Raw genomic sequence first — 16,607 nt, 5'->3', positions numbered from 1 at the left:
TCAGGATCCTTGCAGAGCGGCGTAGGCCGCCCGCAGGTCGTCCTCGGAGGGTCCGGCGAGCACGACCGGCTTCGCCAGGTCCTCCAGCACGACGAACCGGAGCTGGTTGCCCCGCGACTTCTTGTCCACCCGCATCGTGGCGAGCAGGGTGTCGAAGTCGGCGCCGCTCCACGACGTCGGCAGGCCGACCCGCTCGAGCACCGCCCGGTGCCGGGCGACCAGCTCGGGCGCGAGGCCGCCGGCGCGGGCGGCGAGCTCGGCGACGTACACGCAGCCGATCGCGACGGCCTCGCCGTGCCGGATGGAGTAGTCGGTGGCCTTCTCGATGGCGTGGGCGAGCGTGTGCCCGTAGTTCAGCGCCTCGCGGCCGGGGTGGCCGTCGACGCCGCCGCGCTCCTTGAGGTCACCGGCGACGACCGCGGCCTTGACCGCGACCGAGCGCTCGACCAACTCCCGCAGCACGGGTGAGTCCGCCGTCAGCGCCTCCGGCTCGGTGGACTCGACCAGCTCGAGGATCCGCGGGTCGGCGATGAAGCCGCACTTGACGACCTCACCGAGGCCCGCGACGAGCTCCGCGCGGGGCAGTGTCGCGAGCAGGGCCAGGTCGCACAGCACGCCGGCGGGCTCGTGGAAGGAGCCGACGAGGTTCTTGCCGGCGGGCGTGTTGATGCCGGTCTTGCCGCCCACGGCCGCATCGACCATCGCCAGCAGCGTGGTCGGCACGTGGACGACGGCGACGCCGCGCAGCCAGGTCGCGGCAACGAAGCCGCCGAGGTCCGTGGTCGCGCCGCCGCCGAGGGTGACCACCGCGTCGGAGCGGGTGAAGCCGTCCTCGCCGAGCGCCTCCCAGCACGCGGCGGCGACCTCCCAGTTCTTCGCCTCCTCGCCGTCGGGCACCTGGAGCACGACGACGTCGAGGCCGTCGAGCAGGTCCGCGAACGGGTCGAGCAGGTCCTCCAGCGACTCGGGGCAGATGATCGCGACCCGCTGGACCCCGGCGGGCAGCAGCCCGCGCAGGCGGTCCAGGACGCCGTGGCCCACCACGACGTCGTACGGCGACGCGGTGGCCACGCGGAGGACGGACGGGGTGCTCACGGGGACTCCTCCAGGGCGGTGACGATGTCGTCGGCGACGGCACGCGGGCTGCGCTCGTCGGTCTCGACGACGAGCTGGGCGAGGCCCTCGTAGATCGGCGTGCGCTCGTCGAGCAGCAGCTTCACACGGGAGCGGATGTTGCCGAGCAGCAGCGGTCGCCCGACGCCGAGGCCGACCCGCTTGACCGCCTCGGCGAGGCCGACGCGCAGGAAGACGACCCGGTGCGCGGCCAGCAGCTCGCGGGTCTGCGGGTCGAGCACCGCGCCACCACCGAGCGAGAGCACTCCGTCGTGGCCGGCGAGGTGCTCGGCGACGACCGCGCGCTCCAGCGCACGGAAGGCCGGCTCGCCGTCCTCGACGAACATGTCCTGGACGCTCTTGCCGGCCCTCTGCTCGATGACCGCGTCGGTGTCGGCGAAGGGGACCCCGAGCGCCTCGGCCACCAGCCGCCCGACGGTCGTCTTGCCGGCACCCATGGTGCCGATCAGCACCGCGCGGGGAGCGGTCACCGGTAGCGGAGGTTGTCGAGGTAGGTCTGCACGTTGCGACGGGTCTCGCCGACCGAGTCGCCGCCGAACTTCTCCAGCACGGCGTCGGCCAGGACCAGCGCGACCATCGCCTCGGCGACGATGCCGGCCGCGGGGACGGCACACACGTCGGAGCGCTGGTGGTGGGCGACGGCCTCCTCGCCGGTGGCGAGGTCGACGGTGCGCAGCGCCCGCGGGACGGTCGCGATCGGCTTCATGGCCGCCCGCACGCGCAGCACCTCACCGGTCGTCATGCCGCCCTCGGTGCCGCCGGAGCGACCCGAGACACGGCGCAAGCCCTCGTCGGTGGGGACGATCTCGTCGTGGGCCAGCGAGCCGGGCGTCGCGGCGAGCTCGAAGCCGTCACCGACCTCGACGCCCTTGATCGCCTGGATGCCCATCAGCGCGCCGGCGAGGCGCGCGTCGAGGCGACGGTCCCAGTGCACGTGCGAGCCGAGGCCCGGCGGGAGGCCGTGGACGACGACCTCGACGACCCCGCCGAGGGTGTCGCCGTCCTTGTGGGCCTGGTCGATGCGCTCGATCATCTGCTTCGAACCGTCCGGGTCGAGGCAGCGGACCGGGTCCTCGTCGAGGCGGGTCACGTCGTCGGGCAACGGGACGTCGCGGGACGGCGTACGGACGCCGCCGATCTCCAGCACGTGGCTGACGATCCGGGCGCCGGTCGCCTGCTCGAGGAAGTTGCTCGCCACCCGGCCGAGCGCGACCCGGGCCGCGGTCTCCCGGGCGGAGGCGCGCTCCAGGATCGGGCGGGCGTCCTCGAAGTCGTACTTCTGCATGCCGGCCAGGTCGGCGTGACCGGGACGCGGACGGGTGAGCGGGGCGTTGCGGGCCTGCTTCTCCAGCAGCTCGGGCTCGACCGGGTCGGCCGCCATCACGGTCTCCCACTTGGGCCACTCCGTGTTGCCGACCTGGATCGCGACCGGGCCGCCCTGGGTGCGACCGTGCCGGACGCCGCCGGTGACGGTGACCTCGTCGGCCTCGAACTTCATCCGTGCTCCGCGGCCGTAGCCGAGACGGCGACGGGCGAGCGAGTCGGAGATGTCATCGGTCGTGACCTCGACGTGAGCCGGCAGGCCCTCGAGGATCGCGACCAGGGAGGGGCCGTGGGACTCCCCCGCAGTCAGCCAGCGCAACATGGGCACGATTGTCCCACGGGCAACTCAGGTGCTCAGGACCTGTCCCACGACGACGGCGACGAGCGCTCCCAGCACCAGGAACGGACCGTACGGCACCCGGTGCTGCAGCGGCCCGCGCGCATCGGTGGCCTTGATCGCCCGGCCGCGCACCAGCATCGGCAGGTACGCCACCACCGACAGCAGCGACGCGGCCAGCACCGAGACCAGCAGGGCGCCCAGCCCGAGCGGGCCGAGGGCGAGGCCGAGCAGTGCACCGAGCCGGACGTCGCCGCCTGCCATGCCGCGCGGCATCAGCAGGCGCATCAGTCCGTAGTAGCCGCCGAGGGCGAGGAACCCGATGACGCCGGCGAGGACCCAGCCCGGCTCGCGCTCCACGACGGCGACGGCCGCCAACAGCCCGGCGACGGCGGCCCACGACGGCCGGATCAGCCGCGAGGGCAGGTACCAGGTGACGAAGTCGATGACGGTCAGCGCGCAGAGCACGGGGATCAGGGGCAGCAGCCAGAGCAGGCTCCAGCCCCACCCGGTCACCAGTCCGACGAGCGCGCCGGCGACGGCACACGCCGCGGCGGAGCGCCATGCCAGCCCGGGGCGGGCGGCGAGCTCGGCGAAGGGCACGTGGTCCGGGAAGTCGTCCGGGTTCTCGGTCGGGTCGTGCTCGGGTTCGGGGCACCACGCGACCAGCCGCGGCACGGCGAAGCCGCCGACCAGCCCGACGGCGGCGCCGACGAGGGCGGGGAGCACGTCCATGGCCATGACGCTAGCGACTCGCGAGCGCCTGCTCGCCCGCCGCGCGCATGCTGTCGAGTGGCCCGTTGTGACCAGTGAACATCGCGAACTGGAGGACGGCCTGGTGGACCAGCAGGTCGAGCCCGGAGACCAGCGCCTGCCCGCGCTCGACGGCGGCGGCCGCCAGCGGGGAGGGCCAGGGGTCGTAGACCACCTCGAAGACGACCGCGGCACCGCAGGTGGCGGCGACCAGCGCGTCGTCCTGCGCGGCGACCGGGATCGTCGAGACCACGATCTCGCCCACGATCCCGGCGCCGTCGAGCGGCAGGACGTCGATCGCCAGCCGCGGATCGGCTGCCAGCGCGGCCGCCGTCTCCTCCGCGCGCGACGGGTCCCGGGCCAGCAGGCGGATCGTGCGCACGCCGAGGTCGGCGAGTGCCAGTCCGGTCGACGCGGCGGTGGCACCGGCACCCACGATGGTCGCGACGCTGGCGGGGCCGTCGTAGCGCTCCCGGATCGCGGCGACCGCGCCCGGAAGGTCGGTGTTGTCGGCAGCCCAGCCGTCGGCGGTGCGGACCAGGGTGTTCGCTCCCCCGGCCAGCGTGGCCCGCGCGGTGACCGTGGTCGCGAGGGCGAGCGCCTCGCGCTTCAGCGGTGCGGTGACCGACAGCCCGCCCCACTCCGGGCCCAGTGCGGCGACGTGGGCCGCGAGCCCGCCGGCCGGCACCTGCACGGCGTCGTAGCGCGCGTCGATGCCGAGGGCGTCGTACCCGGCCCGGTGGAGGACGGGCGACAGCGAGTGCGCGATCGGGTCGCCCACCACGCCGAAGCGCGGGGCGTCAGCACTCGTCATGGGTCCTGCAGTACTCCCTCAGCCGGTCGACCGCCACGTTGTGCTCGGCGAGGGTCGTCGAGAACACGGTCGTGCTGTTCTCGTAGTCGGGCACGAAGTAGAGCCACGGACCGTTCGCCGGGTGCAGGGCCGCCTCGATGGTCTCCTGGCCGGGCGACCCGATCGGCCCCGGCGGCAGGCCCTCGTGCTGGTAGGTGTTGTAGAGCGAGTCGCTGGCGCGCTCCTCAGCGGTCGTCCAGACGTCGCCCTTGCGCTTGCTGACGTAGGACACCGTCGAGTCGAGCTGCAGGCGCATGCCGTCGTCGAGGCGGTTGTAGATCACCCGGGCGACCTTCGGGTAGTCCGGCCCGCGGTTCGCCTCGTACTCGAGGATGCTCGCGACCGTGATCACCTCGTGCGGGGTGAGGCCGAGCTTGCGCGCGGCCGCCGCGATGCCGAGGTCCTTCTCGGCCGCGGCGGTCTTCGCGACCATCTGGCTGAGCAGGCTCTTCGGGGTGGTGCTCTTGGTGATCTCGTACGTCGCGGGGTACAGGTAGCCCTCGGGGTTGCCACCCGCCTCCGCGGGGAGCCCGATGCTGGCCGGGTTCGCGAGCAGCCGGGTCAGCTGCCTCTTCGTGAAGTCGGTCTTGTCGACGATCGTCGCGACGATGTCGCGCACCCGCGCACCCTCCGGCACGGTCACCGTGTCGCCGGCGCCGGCGTTGGCCGGGTTCGCGAGGTAGGCCACGGCGTCGGAGGCCTTCATCTTGAGCATCATCGTGTACGTCGCGGCCTGGATCCCCTGCGCCGCCGGGTTGCTGCCCGCGGCGTCCACGAAGGCGTCGGCCGAGGCGACGACGTCGAGCTCCTCGAGCTCGTCACCCATCGACGAGATGCTCTGGCCGGGATCGATGACGACGGTCACCTTGCCCGAGCCGGGGCCCGGGTAGTCGTCGGCGCCGGCGAAGAGGTCCTTGACGTCCGAGACCGCCCCGCGGGCGAACCAGCCCACGATCGCGGCGAACAGCAGGATGACCAGCAGGATCGGGAGACAGCCGGAGCGGCGGCGCGGTCGTCGTACCGGGTCGGCGGAGAGGGGCAGCGGGGCGTCCTCGTGCACCTCCTCGTGCACGGGCTCCGGCTCCTGTGCGGGCGCCGGCTCCTCCTTCGCCAGGGCGGGCCGCGGAGTCACCGGGGACGCCGGCGTCCAGGCCGGGACCTCGTCGTCGCGGGTCAGGTCGACCGAGTAGGCCAGCGAGGCGAGCGCCCACTCGGCGGTGGCGACGTCGCCGCCGCGCTGCTGGACGAGCTCGTCGGCGGCCGTCTCGAGGGCTGCCTGGGACTCAGCACCGCCCTGCAACAGCTCGATCATGCGCTCGAAGGCACCGAGGTGGACCGCGTCCACGAGTGCCTGGCGCTGCTCGGTCGTCGCCACCTCGGCGGGGACCTGCTCGAGGGCGGCGACGAGCTCGTGGCCGTCAGCGAGGACGCGTTCACCGTGCTCGGTGACGAGGTCGCGCAGGGCGACGTGGACCGAAGGCATGGGCGGCATGCTAACGAGTCAGTCCTCAGCGGTGGGGACGACCAGCTCACCGGGCGCCGTTCCGGTCGCCCGCTCGGAGTCGAGTGCCTGCTGCAGGATCACGACCGCGGCGACCTGGTCGACGACGGCACGCTGCTTGGCGCCCTTGCGCTGGTCGCGCAGCATCGCGGTCGCGGTAACCGTGGTCAGCCGCTCGTCGACGAGCCGTACGGGGACGGGCGCGACCCGGCGCGCGAGCCGATCCGCGAACGCGCGGGTCTTCACGGCGGCCGGCCCCTCGGAGCCGGACAGCGAGCGGGGCAGGCCGACGACGATCTCGACGGCCTCCTCGGCCGTCGCGAGCTGGTGGATCCGGCGCAGGTCGCCCTTGCCCCGTCGTACCGTCTCGACGGGGGTGGCCAGGACCCCGGACGGGTCGCACCGGGCGACGCCGATCCGGGCGTCCCCCGGGTCGACGCCGAGCCGGACGCCCCTTCTCAAGCCTGCGCCACCGCCGCGGTCACGGCGGCGAGCGCCTCGTCGATGCGGGAGACGTCGGTGCCGCCGCCCTGTGCCAGGTCGGCCTTGCCGCCGCCCTTGCCGTCGAGGAAGGGCGCCGCGGCGCGGACCAGCTCGCCGGCAGCGAGGCCGCGGGCCTGGGCCGCGTCGTTGAGCGCGGCGACGACGGCCGCCTTGCCGTCGGCCGCGCCGATCAGCACCACGGCCGCCGGGGCGTCGCCGGCCAGGCGGGCCCGGACGTCGGTCGCGAGCGTGCGCACGTCGCCCCCGCTGGCGCCGTCGAGGCGCTGGGCGACCAGGCGCACGCCGTTGACGTCAGTCGCGCCCGCGGCGAGCGCCGCACCGCCGGAGAGCAGCTGCGCGAGACGGATCTTCTCGATCTCCTTCTCGGTCTGCTTGAGCCGCTCGACCAGGTCTCCGACCCGGCCGACGAGGTCGCCGGGCTGGGTCTTGAGCAGGGTCGAGAGCTGGCCGACGACGTCGCGCTCACGGGCGAGGTACGAGAAGCCCTCGACGCCGGTGAGCGCCTCGATCCGGCGGTTGCCGGACCCGACGCTGGCCTCGCCGGTGACGACGATGGTGCCGATCTGGCTGGAGTGGTCGACGTGCGTGCCACCGCAGAGCTCGCGCGACCAGGGGCCGCCGATCTCGACGACGCGGACCTTGGTGTCGTCGTAGGTCTCGCCGAAGAGCGCGAGCGCGCCCCAGTCCTTGGCCTCGCCCAGCGTCATGTACTGCCAGCCGACGGGCAGGTCGGCGCGCAGCGCGTTGTTGGCGACCTGCTCGATGTCGTGGACCTGCTCCGGGCTGAGCGCGTTGAGCCAGCCGAAGTCCAGACGCAGGTAGCCGGGCCGGTTGTAGGAGCCGGACTGCAGCGCCGTGGGGCCGAGCACCTCGCGGAGTGCGGCGTGGATGACGTGCGTGCCGGAGTGGGCCTGGCGCGCGCCGATGCGCCACTGCGGGTCGACCTTGGCGTGCAGCAGCGCCGCGTCGGCCGGCAGCTCGCCGTCGACGACGCGAACCTGGTGGACGACGAGGCCGCGCACCGGGCGCTGGACGTCGAGCACCTCGAGCGAGCCGCCCTCGTACTCGATGACGCCGGCGTCGGCCACCTGGCCACCGGACTCGGCGTAGAAGGGCGTGCGGTCGAGCACCAGCTCACCGATCTCGCCGTTGGCGAGCACGTTCACGGCCTTGCCCTCGCGCAGCAGTGCCAGCGGGCGGGACTCGGTCTCGAGCGTCTCGTAGGCCAGCCACTCCGTGGGGCCGTTGGCGTCGAGGATGCCGCGGTAGACACCGGTGTCGGCGTGCTGGCCCTTCTTCGCCCGTGCGTCGGCCTTGGCCCGCTCGCGCTGCTCGGTCATCAGCTGGCGGAAGCCCGGCTCGTCGACGGTCAGGCCGGCCTCGGCCGCCATCTCGAGGGTGAGGTCGATCGGGAAGCCGTAGGTGTCGTGGAGGGCGAAGGCCTTCTCACCGGCGATCGTGCTCGCGCCGGCGTCCTTCACCTCGCCCGCGGCAAGGTCGAAGATCTGGGTCCCGGCCTGGAGCGTCTTGCGGAACGCCTCCTCCTCGGCGTACGCGACCTGGGCGATGCGGTCCCAGCCGGTGACCAGGTCGGGGTAGCTCTCCCCCATCCGGTCGCGCGAGACGGGCAGCAGCTCGGGCAGGGACGGGTCCTGGTAGCCGAGCAGGCGCATGTTGCGCACCGCGCGACGCAGCAGGCGGCGCAGGACGTAGCCGCGGCCCTCGTTGCCAGGGGTCACGCCGTCGCCGATCAGCATCAGCGAGCTGCGGACGTGGTCGGCGACGACGCGGAAGCGCACGTCGTCGACATGGCCATCGGAGCCGGCGGCGCCGTACTTCTTGCCGGACAGCTCCTGCGCGCGCTCGATCACCGGGAAGACGGTGTCGATCTCGTACATGTTCTGCTTGCCCTGGAGCAGGTAGGCGACCCGCTCGAGGCCCATGCCGGTGTCGATGTTCTTGCTCGGCAGCGGGCCGGCGATGTCGAAGTCGTCCTTCGCCCGGACGGCGGAGAGCTCCTCCTGCATGAAGACGAGGTTCCAGATCTCCAGGAACCGGTCCTCGTCGGCCTCGGGGCCGCCGTCGGGGCCGTACTCGGCGCCACGGTCGATGTAGATCTCGCTGCAGGGACCACCGGGACCGGGCACGCCCATGTTCCAGTAGTTGTCCTTGAGGCCGCGCGGCTGGATGCGCTCGTCGGGAAGGCCCGCGATCCGCTTCCACGCGTCGCGCGCCTCCTCGTCCTCCGGCAGGACGGTGACCCAGACCTTCTCGGGGTCGAAGCCGAGGCCACCCGAGGCCTGGTCGCCGGTGATCAGCTCCCAGGCGTACTGGACCGCGCCCTCCTTGAAGTAGTCACCGAAGGAGAAGTTGCCGTTCATCTGGAAGAACGTGCCGTGGCGGGTGGTCTTGCCGACCTCCTCGATGTCGAGGGTCCGCACGCACTTCTGCACGCTGGTCGCCCGCGAGAACGGGGGCGTCTCCTGGCCGAGGAAGTACGGCTTGAAGGGCACCATGCCGGCGTTGACGAAGAGCAGGTTGGGGTCGTCCAGCAGCAGGGATGCCGAGGGCACGACCGTGTGCCCGCGCCCCTCGAAGTGGGCGAGGAACCGGTTGCGGATCTCCGCGCTGCTCAGGTACCGGTCCGTCATCTGTCCTCTTCCTTGTCCTTCAGGGCGGCCATCGGGGCCGTCGTGGCCGTACGGGTGTCGAGCTCCGGGCGGCGGTCCGCCCGGGCTCCAGACTCCAGAGCGCGGTAGCGCTCCCGCAAATGGGTTTCGGCGTCGGCCTGGCCCTGGGCGACCTCGTCGCGGAACATCCGCGCGCCGAGGACCGCGGCACCTATCCGGTCGCGCATGCCGTCGGGCGTGAACGCCTCGGCGACACGACGGACCTTCACCACGCCGTAGACGCCGGCCGCGACGCCGGCGCTGAACACCACGCCGGTCCTGATCACGACGACACCTCGATGCCCGCCCGCTGGCGCGACTCCCAGTCGCGGCGAGCGGCCTTGAGCATCAGCTTGCGCTCCTTGCGCGAGCGCTTGACCTCACGCTTCATCTCGAAGCGGATCCGGTTGCGGATCTCGGGCGACAGCGCGCGCCGCAGGCCGGCCGCCAGCGCGGCGCCCTTGATGACGCTCTCGCGCAGCAGGATGTCGGCGAACTGCGGGGCCGGCACGATCCGCGCCGGGACCTGGGGGCCACGGTCCTTGCCGAGGTCGGTGATGAGGTACTCCCGGTCGTCGACGACCGCGACCGGCACCCGGTCGCGGGTCTCGACGGCCGTCACCTGGGTGCGCAGCCGCACCTCGAGGCCCGCCAGCTGCTCGCGCAGGACGTCGGCATCGCTGGCGGCGGCGGCGAGCAGCTCCTCGGTGTGGCGTCGCGACGCCCGCAGGGAGCGCTCGAGCCAGACGGTGCCGACGGCCAGGGCCGCCACGGCGAGGAGGGTCAGCACAGCCAGCGCGTTGGGTACGACGACGAGGCTGGTCACGACGGACAAGCCTACTTGCCGCGGATGATCCGGCGAACCCGCTCCCACCGCTGCTTGACGCCGGCCTCCGCGCCGAGCTCGGTCGGGCGGTAGTAGGCACGGTCGAGGACCACGTCCGGGGCGTACTGCTGCTCCGCGACGCCGAACGGGGCGTCGTGGCTGTAGACGTAGCCGACGCCGTGGCCCAGCGTCTTCGCGCCGGAGTAGTGGGCATCACGCAGGTGCGGTGGGACGTTGCCGATCTTGCCGGCCCGGACGTCGGCGATCGCCTCGAAGATCGCGGTGGTGACGGCGTTCGACTTCGGGGCCACGGCGAGCGCGATCGTGGCGTGGGCCAGGGTGAGCTGGGCCTCGGGCATGCCGATCAGCTGGACGGTCTGGGCCGCGGCGACCGCGGTGGTCAGTGCGGTGGGGTCGGCGAGACCGACGTCCTCGCTGGCCAGGATCATCAGCCGTCGCGCGATGAACCGGGGGTCCTCCCCCGCCTCGATCATCCGAGCGAGGTAGTGCAGGGCGGCGTCGGCGTCGGAGCCGCGGACCGACTTGATGAAGGCGCTCACCACGTCGTAGTGCTGGTCGCCGTCGCGGTCGTAGCGCACCGCCGCCTGGTCGGCCGCCGTCTCGGCGGTCGCGACGTCGATGGTCGTGCTGCCCTTCGAGCGGGCGGCTCCTGCCGCCGCCTCGAGGTAGGTCAGCGAGCGGCGGGCGTCACCGCCGGCGAGGCGCACGATGTGGGCGCGCGCCTCCTCCTCCAGCTCCAGCTCACCGGCGAGGCCGCGCTCGTCGGTGACCGCACTGTCGAGCACCGCCGCGATGTCGTCGTCGGTGAGCGGCTGCAGGCGCAGCAGCAGGCTGCGTGAGAGCAGCGGCGAGATGACACTGAACGAGGGGTTCTCGGTGGTCGCGGCGACCAGCGTGACCCAGCGGTTCTCCACGCCCGGCAGGAGGGCGTCCTGCTGGGCCTTGCTGAACCGGTGGACCTCGTCGACGAAGAGGACGGTCTCCTCCCCCGTCGCGATCAGGTCGCGCCGGGCCGCGTCGATCGCCGCCCGCACCTCCTTGACGCCCGCCGAGACCGCCGAGACCTCGACGAACCGGCGCCCTGTCTGCTGACTGATGATCGAGGCGATCGTCGTCTTGCCGGTGCCCGGCGGTCCCCACAGAAGCAGGGACAGCGACTGGTCGCCCTCGACCAGCTGGCGCAGGGGGGATCCGGGGGCGCGCAGGTGGCCCTGCCCGACCAGCTCGTCCAGGTCGCGCGGGCGCATCCGGACGGCCAGCGGCGCCGCCACGTGGGCGGCGTCCGCCAGTGAGCCGCCCGACGTCGCCCCGCGGCTCGACGGGGTGTCGAACAGCTGGGGCTCGTCATCCACGACCACGAGCCTAGTCAGGTGCGACGACAGGCGATCAGGCGCGGCCGATCGACTTCGCGTCGAGGTCGAACCACGTGTCGGCGTACCCGGGCTGCTCGACCAGGTCGTTGCTCGGGCTGGCGCCCGGGTCCGGCCGGCCCTCGCCGTCGACACCGAGCAGGCCGGTGGTCAGCGGCTCGCGGGGCGCCTCACCCAGACGGCCCGGGAAGTGACAGGCCACCTTGTGCCGACGACCGATCTGCATCAGCGGCGGCTCGTGCTTCGCGCAGATCTCCTGCGCGATAGGGCACCGCGTGCGGAACCGGCAGCCCGACGGCGGGTCGATCGGGCTCGGCACGTCGCCCTGCAGCCGGATCCGCTCGATGCGCTTGCCCGAGGCCGCCTGGCGCACGTCGGGGACGGCCGACAGCAGCGCCTGCGTGTAGGGGTGGTGGGCGTTGCCGTAGATCGAGTCGCGGTCGCCGATCTCGACGATCTTGCCGAGGTACATCACCGCGACTTCGGGGCAGAAGTGCCGGACGATCGCGAGGTCGTGGGCGATGAACAGGAAGGCCACGCCGAACTCGCGCTGGATGTCCTGGAGCAGGTTGATGACCTGCGCCTGGATCGACACGTCGAGCGCGGAGACCGGCTCGTCGGCCACGAGGACCTTCGGCTGCAGGGTCAGCGCGCGGGCGATGCCGATGCGCTGGCGCTGGCCGCCGGAGAACTCGTGCGGGTAGCGGTTGTAGTGCTCCGGGTTGAGGCCCACGATCTCCAGGAGCTCCTGCACACGCGGCAGCACCTTGTCCTTCGGGACGACCTTGTGGATCTCGAGCGGGGCGCCGACGATCGAGCCGACCGTCTGCCGCGGGTTCAGCGAGGTGTAGGGGTCCTGGAAGATCATCTGGATCTCCCGGCGCAGCGGCTTGAGCTCGCGCGGCTTGGCCTGGGCGATGTCGCGGCCCTCGAACCGGATCGAGCCGCCCGTGGGCTTGTAGAGGCGCGTGATCAACCGACCGGTGGTCGACTTGCCGCAGCCCGACTCACCGACGAGGCCGAGCGACCCGCCCTCGGGGAGCTGGAAGGACACGCCGTCGACGGCCTGCACGTGGCCGACCGTACGACGGACCAGCCCGGACGACTTGACCGGGAAGTACATCCGCAGCCGGTCGACCTCGAGGATCGGCTTCGCCGTCGGGTCGGCTGCGGTGGCACCGTGCCCCTGGGGCACCTCGGGCATGGGGATCTCCGCCATCGTCTCGTTGGTCATCGCTGCTCCTCCGGCGCCTCGCCGACGAGGGGGCCCGCGGGCTCCTCCGCCAGGTCCGGTGCGATCTCCGGCAGCACCTCGGTCTGGTAGATCGAGTCGGAGTCGGCCAGGTGGCACCGCTTCGTGTGGTGGGCGCCGCGCTGGCCGGGCACCAGGTCCGGCATCGTCGTGCGGCACAGGTCGCCGGGGACCTTGTCGCGGTGGAGACAGCGCGGGTGGAAGGCACAGCCCGTCGGCGGGTTGAGCAGGCTCGGCGGGCTCCCCGGGATCGGGATCAGCCGGGCGTCGGTGTCGCCGGTCACGTCAGGCACGCTCGAGAGCAGACCCCAGGTGTAGGGCATCTCGGGGTGCGTGAGGAGCTCGCGGCACGGCCCGTGCTCCACCGCGCGGCCGGCGTACATCACCAGGACGTCGTCGGCCATCTCCGCCACGACGCCGAGGTCGTGGGTGATGATGATGATCGCCGAGTTGAACTCGCGCTGCAGGTCCTGGAGCAGGTCGAGGATCTGCGCCTGGACCGTCACGTCGAGGGCGGTGGTCGGCTCGTCGGCGATCAGCAGGCCCGGGTTGTTGATCAGGCCCATCGCGATCATCGCGCGCTGCCGCATGCCGCCCGAGAACTGGTGCGGGTAGTCGGAGAAGCGGCGGTCCGGGTTCGGGATGCCGACCCGGTCGAGCATCTCGATGGCGCGCTTCTTGGCATCGCCCTTCGAGACGTCGTTGTGGACCTGGTAGGCCTCCATGATCTGGTTGCCGACCGTGAAGTAGGGGTGCATCGCGGACAGCGGGTCCTGGAAGATCATCGCCACGTCCTGGCCGCGCTTGCGGCGCATCTGGTCGGGCGTGAGCTCCAGCAGGTCGGTGCCGTCGAGGACGATCTGGCCGGAGATCTTGGCGCCGGTCCCCCAGTGCAGACCCATGATGGCCATGCTGGAGACCGACTTGCCGGATCCCGACTCACCGACGATGCCGAGCGTCTGGCCGCGCTGCAGGTCGAAGGACAGGCCGTCGACCGACTTGACGAGGCCGTCGCTGGTCGGGAAGTGCACCATCAGGTCGCGGACCGACAAGAAGGTCTCCGCGGCGGTCCCGGCGGACGTCGCGGCAGGGGTGACTGAGGTCGTCATGGTGGTCGTTGTCCCTCTCAGCCCAGGCGGACGCGCGGGTCGATGACGGCGTAGAGCACGTCGACGATGATGTTCATGAGGATCACGAAGGACGCAGCCAGCACGACCAGCCCGATGATCGTCGGCAGGTCGTAGTTCTGGTTGGCGTCAACGGCGAGCTTGCCGAGGCCGTTGAAGTTGAAGACGTACTCGGTGATGATCGCGCCGCCGAGCAGGCCCGCGAAGTCGAGGCCGGCCATCGTCACCAGCGGCGTGAGCGCGGCGCGCAGCGTGTGCTTGCGCAGCACGCGACCACGGGACAGGCCCTTGGAGTGCGCGGTGCGGATGTAGTCCTCGCTCATCGCCTCGAGCACGAAGGCCCGGGTCATCCGGACGTAGGCGGCCATGAACACGACCGCGAGCGTGACGCTCGGCAGGATCAGGTTGTAGAGCCAGGCTCCCACGCCGCCGTCGGCGATCGAGGTGTACTCGGGGATGTCCCAGAGCCCCCACTTGATGGACACGAACTTCAGCAGCAACAAGCCGATGAAGAAGGTCGGGAAGGCGTAGAACACCAGCGAGATGCCGACCAGGCCTCTGTCGAGGAAGCTGCCCTTGGTCAGCGCGGCGATGCAACCGAGGGCGATGCCCACGGTGAGCCAGATGATCAGCGCGACCACGGCGAGCGACACCGTGATCGGGAAGGCCTTGGAGATCTCCTCGTTGACGGTCCTGGAGTTGACCTGCGAGTAGCCGAAGCACGGGGCGTCGCAGCTGGCGACGAGCTGCGGGGCGGCCTCACGGAGCTCGGGATCGTTCGGGTACTCACGTCCCTTCGCGATGCCGACCATGAAGTCCTTCCACTGCACCAGCGTGGGGTCGTCGTAGCCCAGCGCCTTGCGGGTCTGCTCCTTGATCGCCGGTGAGCAGTTCTTGCCGCAGGCGAAGGCCGCGACGTCGACCGGCGAGGCGAAGAAGAGCCCGAAGACGACCAGGCTCATCACGATGAGCATGATCACGCCGGCGAACACGCGGCGGACGAGGAAGGCGAACACCCAGCATCACTCCGATCGGGTGTGGACGAGGTACGGCAGGTTCCCTGCCGAGGTGGACGTGCGTGGCCCGGGTCCGGGCCGGAGTTGGCCGGGTCGTCGTACGACGACCCGGCCAACCCAGGTGGTGCTCAGGCTGCTGAGGTCAGCAGCCGCCGTTCCGAAGGCCGATCAGGCCCAGGTCCGGGAAGGAGTTGGAACCGGGGGTGGTGTGGAAGTCCACGTTCTTCCCCGTGACCCAGTTGAACTTCGCGATCTCGAGCGGCATGTAGACCATGTCGTCGGCGAGGATCTGGTCCGCCTCCTGGAGGAGCGTGATCTGGGTGTCCAGATCGGTCGCGTTCTGGGCCTCCGTGATCTTGTCGTTGAACGCCTTGCCCTCGTACTTGCCGTAGTCCTGGCCGAGCGAGCCGCCCTGGATGTTGGCGCGGGAGTCGAACAGCGGCGGGAGGACGGTCATCGGCGACGGCCAGTCAGCACCCCAGCCGGCCCAGCCCACGTCGTAGTTGTGGTCGGGCTTCTGGATGTTGCTGTAGTAGACGTCACCCTCGGGCGACAGGGTCACCGTGAAGCCGGCCTTGTCCCAGGTGTCCTTGAGCGCGGCAGCCTGCTTGTCGGCGGTCTCCGACTGCGGGTAGCGGATCTCGATCTTGTACGGCGTCTTGATGCCGGCCTCGTCGAGGATCTTCTTCGCAGCGTCGGGGTCACCGGCGAGCGGGATGTCCTTGTAGGTCGGGACCTCCTTGTAGCCGGCAACGGCCGGGTTCACCACGGAGTAGGCCGGGGTGTAGGCGCGCTCGCCACCACCAGCAGCGATCCAGCCCTCACGGTTGGTCGCCATGGCGAGGGCCTGACGGACCTCGAGCGGGAGCTTCTTGGTGTTGAACCAGAGGTAGTCGGCGTACGGCGAGTCGGGGTTCTGGTAGCGGTCCTGGACGTTCGGGATCTCGCTGAACTTCGACGGAGGCAGCCGGTTGTCGCTCACCGTGCACGCGGCGTCGCCCTTGTTGGCGAGGATCGCGTCGTAGGTGGTCTCGAGCTTCGTGCCCATCTTGAAGACGATCTTGTCCGGCAGCGCGTTGCGGCTGTCGGTGTCGTCGGTCGCCTTGTCGTACTCGGGGTTGCGGACGAACGTGCCGCCCGACTCCTTCTCCCACGTGCCCTCGAGCTTGTAGGGGCCGCTGGAGAAGACCGAGTAGTTCGACTTGTCGCCCTGGTCCTTCTCGGCCCGGTACGGCGAGGCGAAGTGCAGGGCGGCGATGGCCAGGTTGAAGTCCGGCCACGGCTTGTTGAAGTTGTAGGTGATCGTCTTGCCGTCGCAGGTGACCGCCTTGTCGAAGAGGTCCTGGCCCTTCTTGGTGTAGGGGCCCTTGTACTGCGGCGTGCCATCGGCGTCAGCCGGGATGTCCAGGTAGGAGAGGATGTAGAAGGCCGGGCCGCCCACGATCACGTCGGTCGCGAAGTTGCGCGACAGGCCGTACTTGAGGTCCTCGCACGTGATGTCCGAGCCGTCTTCCCACTTCACGCCGTCACGCAGCGTGAACTGCCAGACCTTGCCGCCGTCGCTCGCGGTACCGGTGTCGGTCGCGAGGTCGGGCAGCGGCTTCGCCGACTCCACAGCGTCCTCGCTCGTGCCGAAGGTCACCAGCTCGCGGTAGACCAGACGGCTCTGCTTCGAGATGTCGGTGCCGACGTAGGTCCGCTGCGGGTCCCAGTGGTCGATCGGCTTCTCGACGTTGAAGTAGAGGGTGCCGCCCGTCTCGCCGGCGCCCTCGCTCTTTTTGTCGTCGTCGCCACTGCCGCATGCGGCGAGTACCGTCGACGCCAGCAGCGCGCCCGCGGTGACCGCGAGCATCCGCTTCTTCTTACTGGCCATTGCCTCTCCTTCGGTTGCGGGCTGGTGCCCGTCTCTGCTGGTCGCGCC

15 protein-coding genes are annotated in these 16,607 nt (G+C 71.3%); all 15 read right to left on the bottom strand.

Features of this window, described 5'->3' with window-relative positions:
• On the bottom strand, positions 1-1,095 hold the full coding sequence (gene aroB, locus ASE20_RS05050; RefSeq protein ID WP_056893424.1) for a 3-dehydroquinate synthase: 1,095 nt from the start codon (positions 1,093-1,095) through the stop codon (positions 1-3).
• The gene (locus tag ASE20_RS05045) at positions 1,092-1,604 is read right to left on the bottom strand and encodes a shikimate kinase (RefSeq protein ID WP_225869216.1); all 513 of its coding nucleotides are present in this window, start codon (positions 1,602-1,604) and stop codon (positions 1,092-1,094) included. The genes aroB and ASE20_RS05045 overlap by 4 nt, the downstream gene beginning before the upstream one ends.
• Positions 1,601-2,779: a chorismate synthase gene (aroC, locus tag ASE20_RS05040; protein ID WP_056893423.1), complete on the bottom strand. Its 1,179-nt coding sequence runs from the start codon at positions 2,777-2,779 to the stop codon at positions 1,601-1,603. The genes ASE20_RS05045 and aroC overlap by 4 nt, the downstream gene beginning before the upstream one ends.
• Before the next feature lie 24 nt (positions 2,780-2,803).
• Positions 2,804-3,529 carry a prepilin peptidase gene (locus tag ASE20_RS05035; protein WP_056893422.1) on the bottom strand — a complete coding sequence of 242 codons (726 nt, stop codon included), beginning with the start codon at positions 3,527-3,529 and terminating at the stop codon, positions 2,804-2,806.
• A gap of 10 nt (positions 3,530-3,539) precedes the next feature.
• On the bottom strand, positions 3,540-4,361 hold the full coding sequence (locus ASE20_RS05030; protein ID WP_056893421.1) for a shikimate dehydrogenase: 822 nt from the start codon (positions 4,359-4,361) through the stop codon (positions 3,540-3,542).
• Positions 4,348-5,883 (bottom strand): endolytic transglycosylase MltG, encoded by a 1,536-nt coding sequence (gene mltG, locus ASE20_RS05025; RefSeq protein WP_056893420.1) that lies wholly within the window; start codon positions 5,881-5,883, stop codon positions 4,348-4,350. The genes ASE20_RS05030 and mltG overlap by 14 nt, the downstream gene beginning before the upstream one ends.
• Positions 5,884-5,901: 18 nt before the next feature.
• Positions 5,902-6,363, bottom strand: coding sequence for a Holliday junction resolvase RuvX (ruvX, locus tag ASE20_RS05020; protein WP_056893419.1), 462 nt, complete (start codon positions 6,361-6,363; stop codon positions 5,902-5,904).
• Positions 6,360-9,056 carry an alanine--tRNA ligase gene (gene alaS, locus ASE20_RS05015; protein WP_225869215.1) on the bottom strand — a complete coding sequence of 899 codons (2,697 nt, stop codon included), beginning with the start codon at positions 9,054-9,056 and terminating at the stop codon, positions 6,360-6,362. The genes ruvX and alaS overlap by 4 nt, the downstream gene beginning before the upstream one ends.
• A complete protein-coding gene (locus tag ASE20_RS05010; RefSeq protein ID WP_082612165.1) occupies positions 9,053-9,361 on the bottom strand; it encodes a DUF6167 family protein in 309 nt (102 codons plus the stop codon). Before ASE20_RS05010 ends, alaS begins: the two co-directional genes overlap by 4 nt.
• Positions 9,358-9,900, bottom strand: coding sequence for a hypothetical protein (locus tag ASE20_RS05005; RefSeq protein WP_157538661.1), 543 nt, complete (start codon positions 9,898-9,900; stop codon positions 9,358-9,360). Before ASE20_RS05005 ends, ASE20_RS05010 begins: the two co-directional genes overlap by 4 nt.
• A gap of 11 nt (positions 9,901-9,911) precedes the next feature.
• Positions 9,912-11,273 carry a replication-associated recombination protein A gene (locus ASE20_RS05000; RefSeq protein ID WP_082612218.1) on the bottom strand — a complete coding sequence of 454 codons (1,362 nt, stop codon included), beginning with the start codon at positions 11,271-11,273 and terminating at the stop codon, positions 9,912-9,914.
• Between the two features lie 34 nt (positions 11,274-11,307).
• Positions 11,308-12,495, bottom strand: a complete 1,188-nt coding sequence (locus tag ASE20_RS04995; protein WP_157538675.1) for an ABC transporter ATP-binding protein — start codon at positions 12,493-12,495, stop codon at positions 11,308-11,310.
• Between the two features lie 26 nt (positions 12,496-12,521).
• A complete protein-coding gene (locus ASE20_RS04990; protein WP_056893416.1) occupies positions 12,522-13,652 on the bottom strand; it encodes an ABC transporter ATP-binding protein in 1,131 nt (376 codons plus the stop codon).
• A gap of 17 nt (positions 13,653-13,669) precedes the next feature.
• Complete coding sequence (locus ASE20_RS04985) at positions 13,670-14,686, bottom strand: ABC transporter permease (RefSeq protein WP_056893415.1); 1,017 nt, start codon at positions 14,684-14,686, stop codon at positions 13,670-13,672.
• A 142-nt stretch (positions 14,687-14,828) separates the two neighbouring features.
• Complete coding sequence (locus ASE20_RS04980) at positions 14,829-16,559, bottom strand: ABC transporter substrate-binding protein (RefSeq protein WP_056893414.1); 1,731 nt, start codon at positions 16,557-16,559, stop codon at positions 14,829-14,831.
• Between the last annotated feature and the right edge of the window lie 48 nt (positions 16,560-16,607).

The sequence above is a fragment of the Nocardioides sp. Root240 genome (genome assembly GCF_001428825.1).
Lineage (GTDB): Bacteria > Actinomycetota > Actinomycetes > Propionibacteriales > Nocardioidaceae > Nocardioides.
Note: the sequence above shows the minus strand (reverse complement) of the source record. Positions and strands in the feature narration are given on the sequence as shown.

Excerpts from the sequence above, each read along its gene's own strand:
- ASE20_RS05035 (WP_056893422.1), bottom strand. The coding sequence starts at position 3,529 with ATGGACGTGCTCCCCGCCCTCGTCGGCGCCGCCGTCGGGCTGGTCGGC.
- alaS (WP_225869215.1), bottom strand. The coding sequence starts at position 9,056 with ATGACGGACCGGTACCTGAGCAGCGCGGAGATCCGCAACCGGTTCCTC.
- ASE20_RS04990 (WP_056893416.1), bottom strand. The coding sequence starts at position 13,652 with ATGACGACCTCAGTCACCCCTGCCGCGACGTCCGCCGGGACCGCCGCG.
- aroC (WP_056893423.1), bottom strand. The coding sequence starts at position 2,779 with ATGTTGCGCTGGCTGACTGCGGGGGAGTCCCACGGCCCCTCCCTGGTC.
- ASE20_RS04980 (WP_056893414.1), bottom strand. The coding sequence starts at position 16,559 with ATGGCCAGTAAGAAGAAGCGGATGCTCGCGGTCACCGCGGGCGCGCTG.
- ASE20_RS04995 (WP_157538675.1), bottom strand. The coding sequence starts at position 12,495 with ATGCCCGAGGTGCCCCAGGGGCACGGTGCCACCGCAGCCGACCCGACG.
- ASE20_RS05030 (WP_056893421.1), bottom strand. The coding sequence starts at position 4,361 with ATGACGAGTGCTGACGCCCCGCGCTTCGGCGTGGTGGGCGACCCGATC.
- mltG (WP_056893420.1), bottom strand. The coding sequence starts at position 5,883 with ATGCCTTCGGTCCACGTCGCCCTGCGCGACCTCGTCACCGAGCACGGT.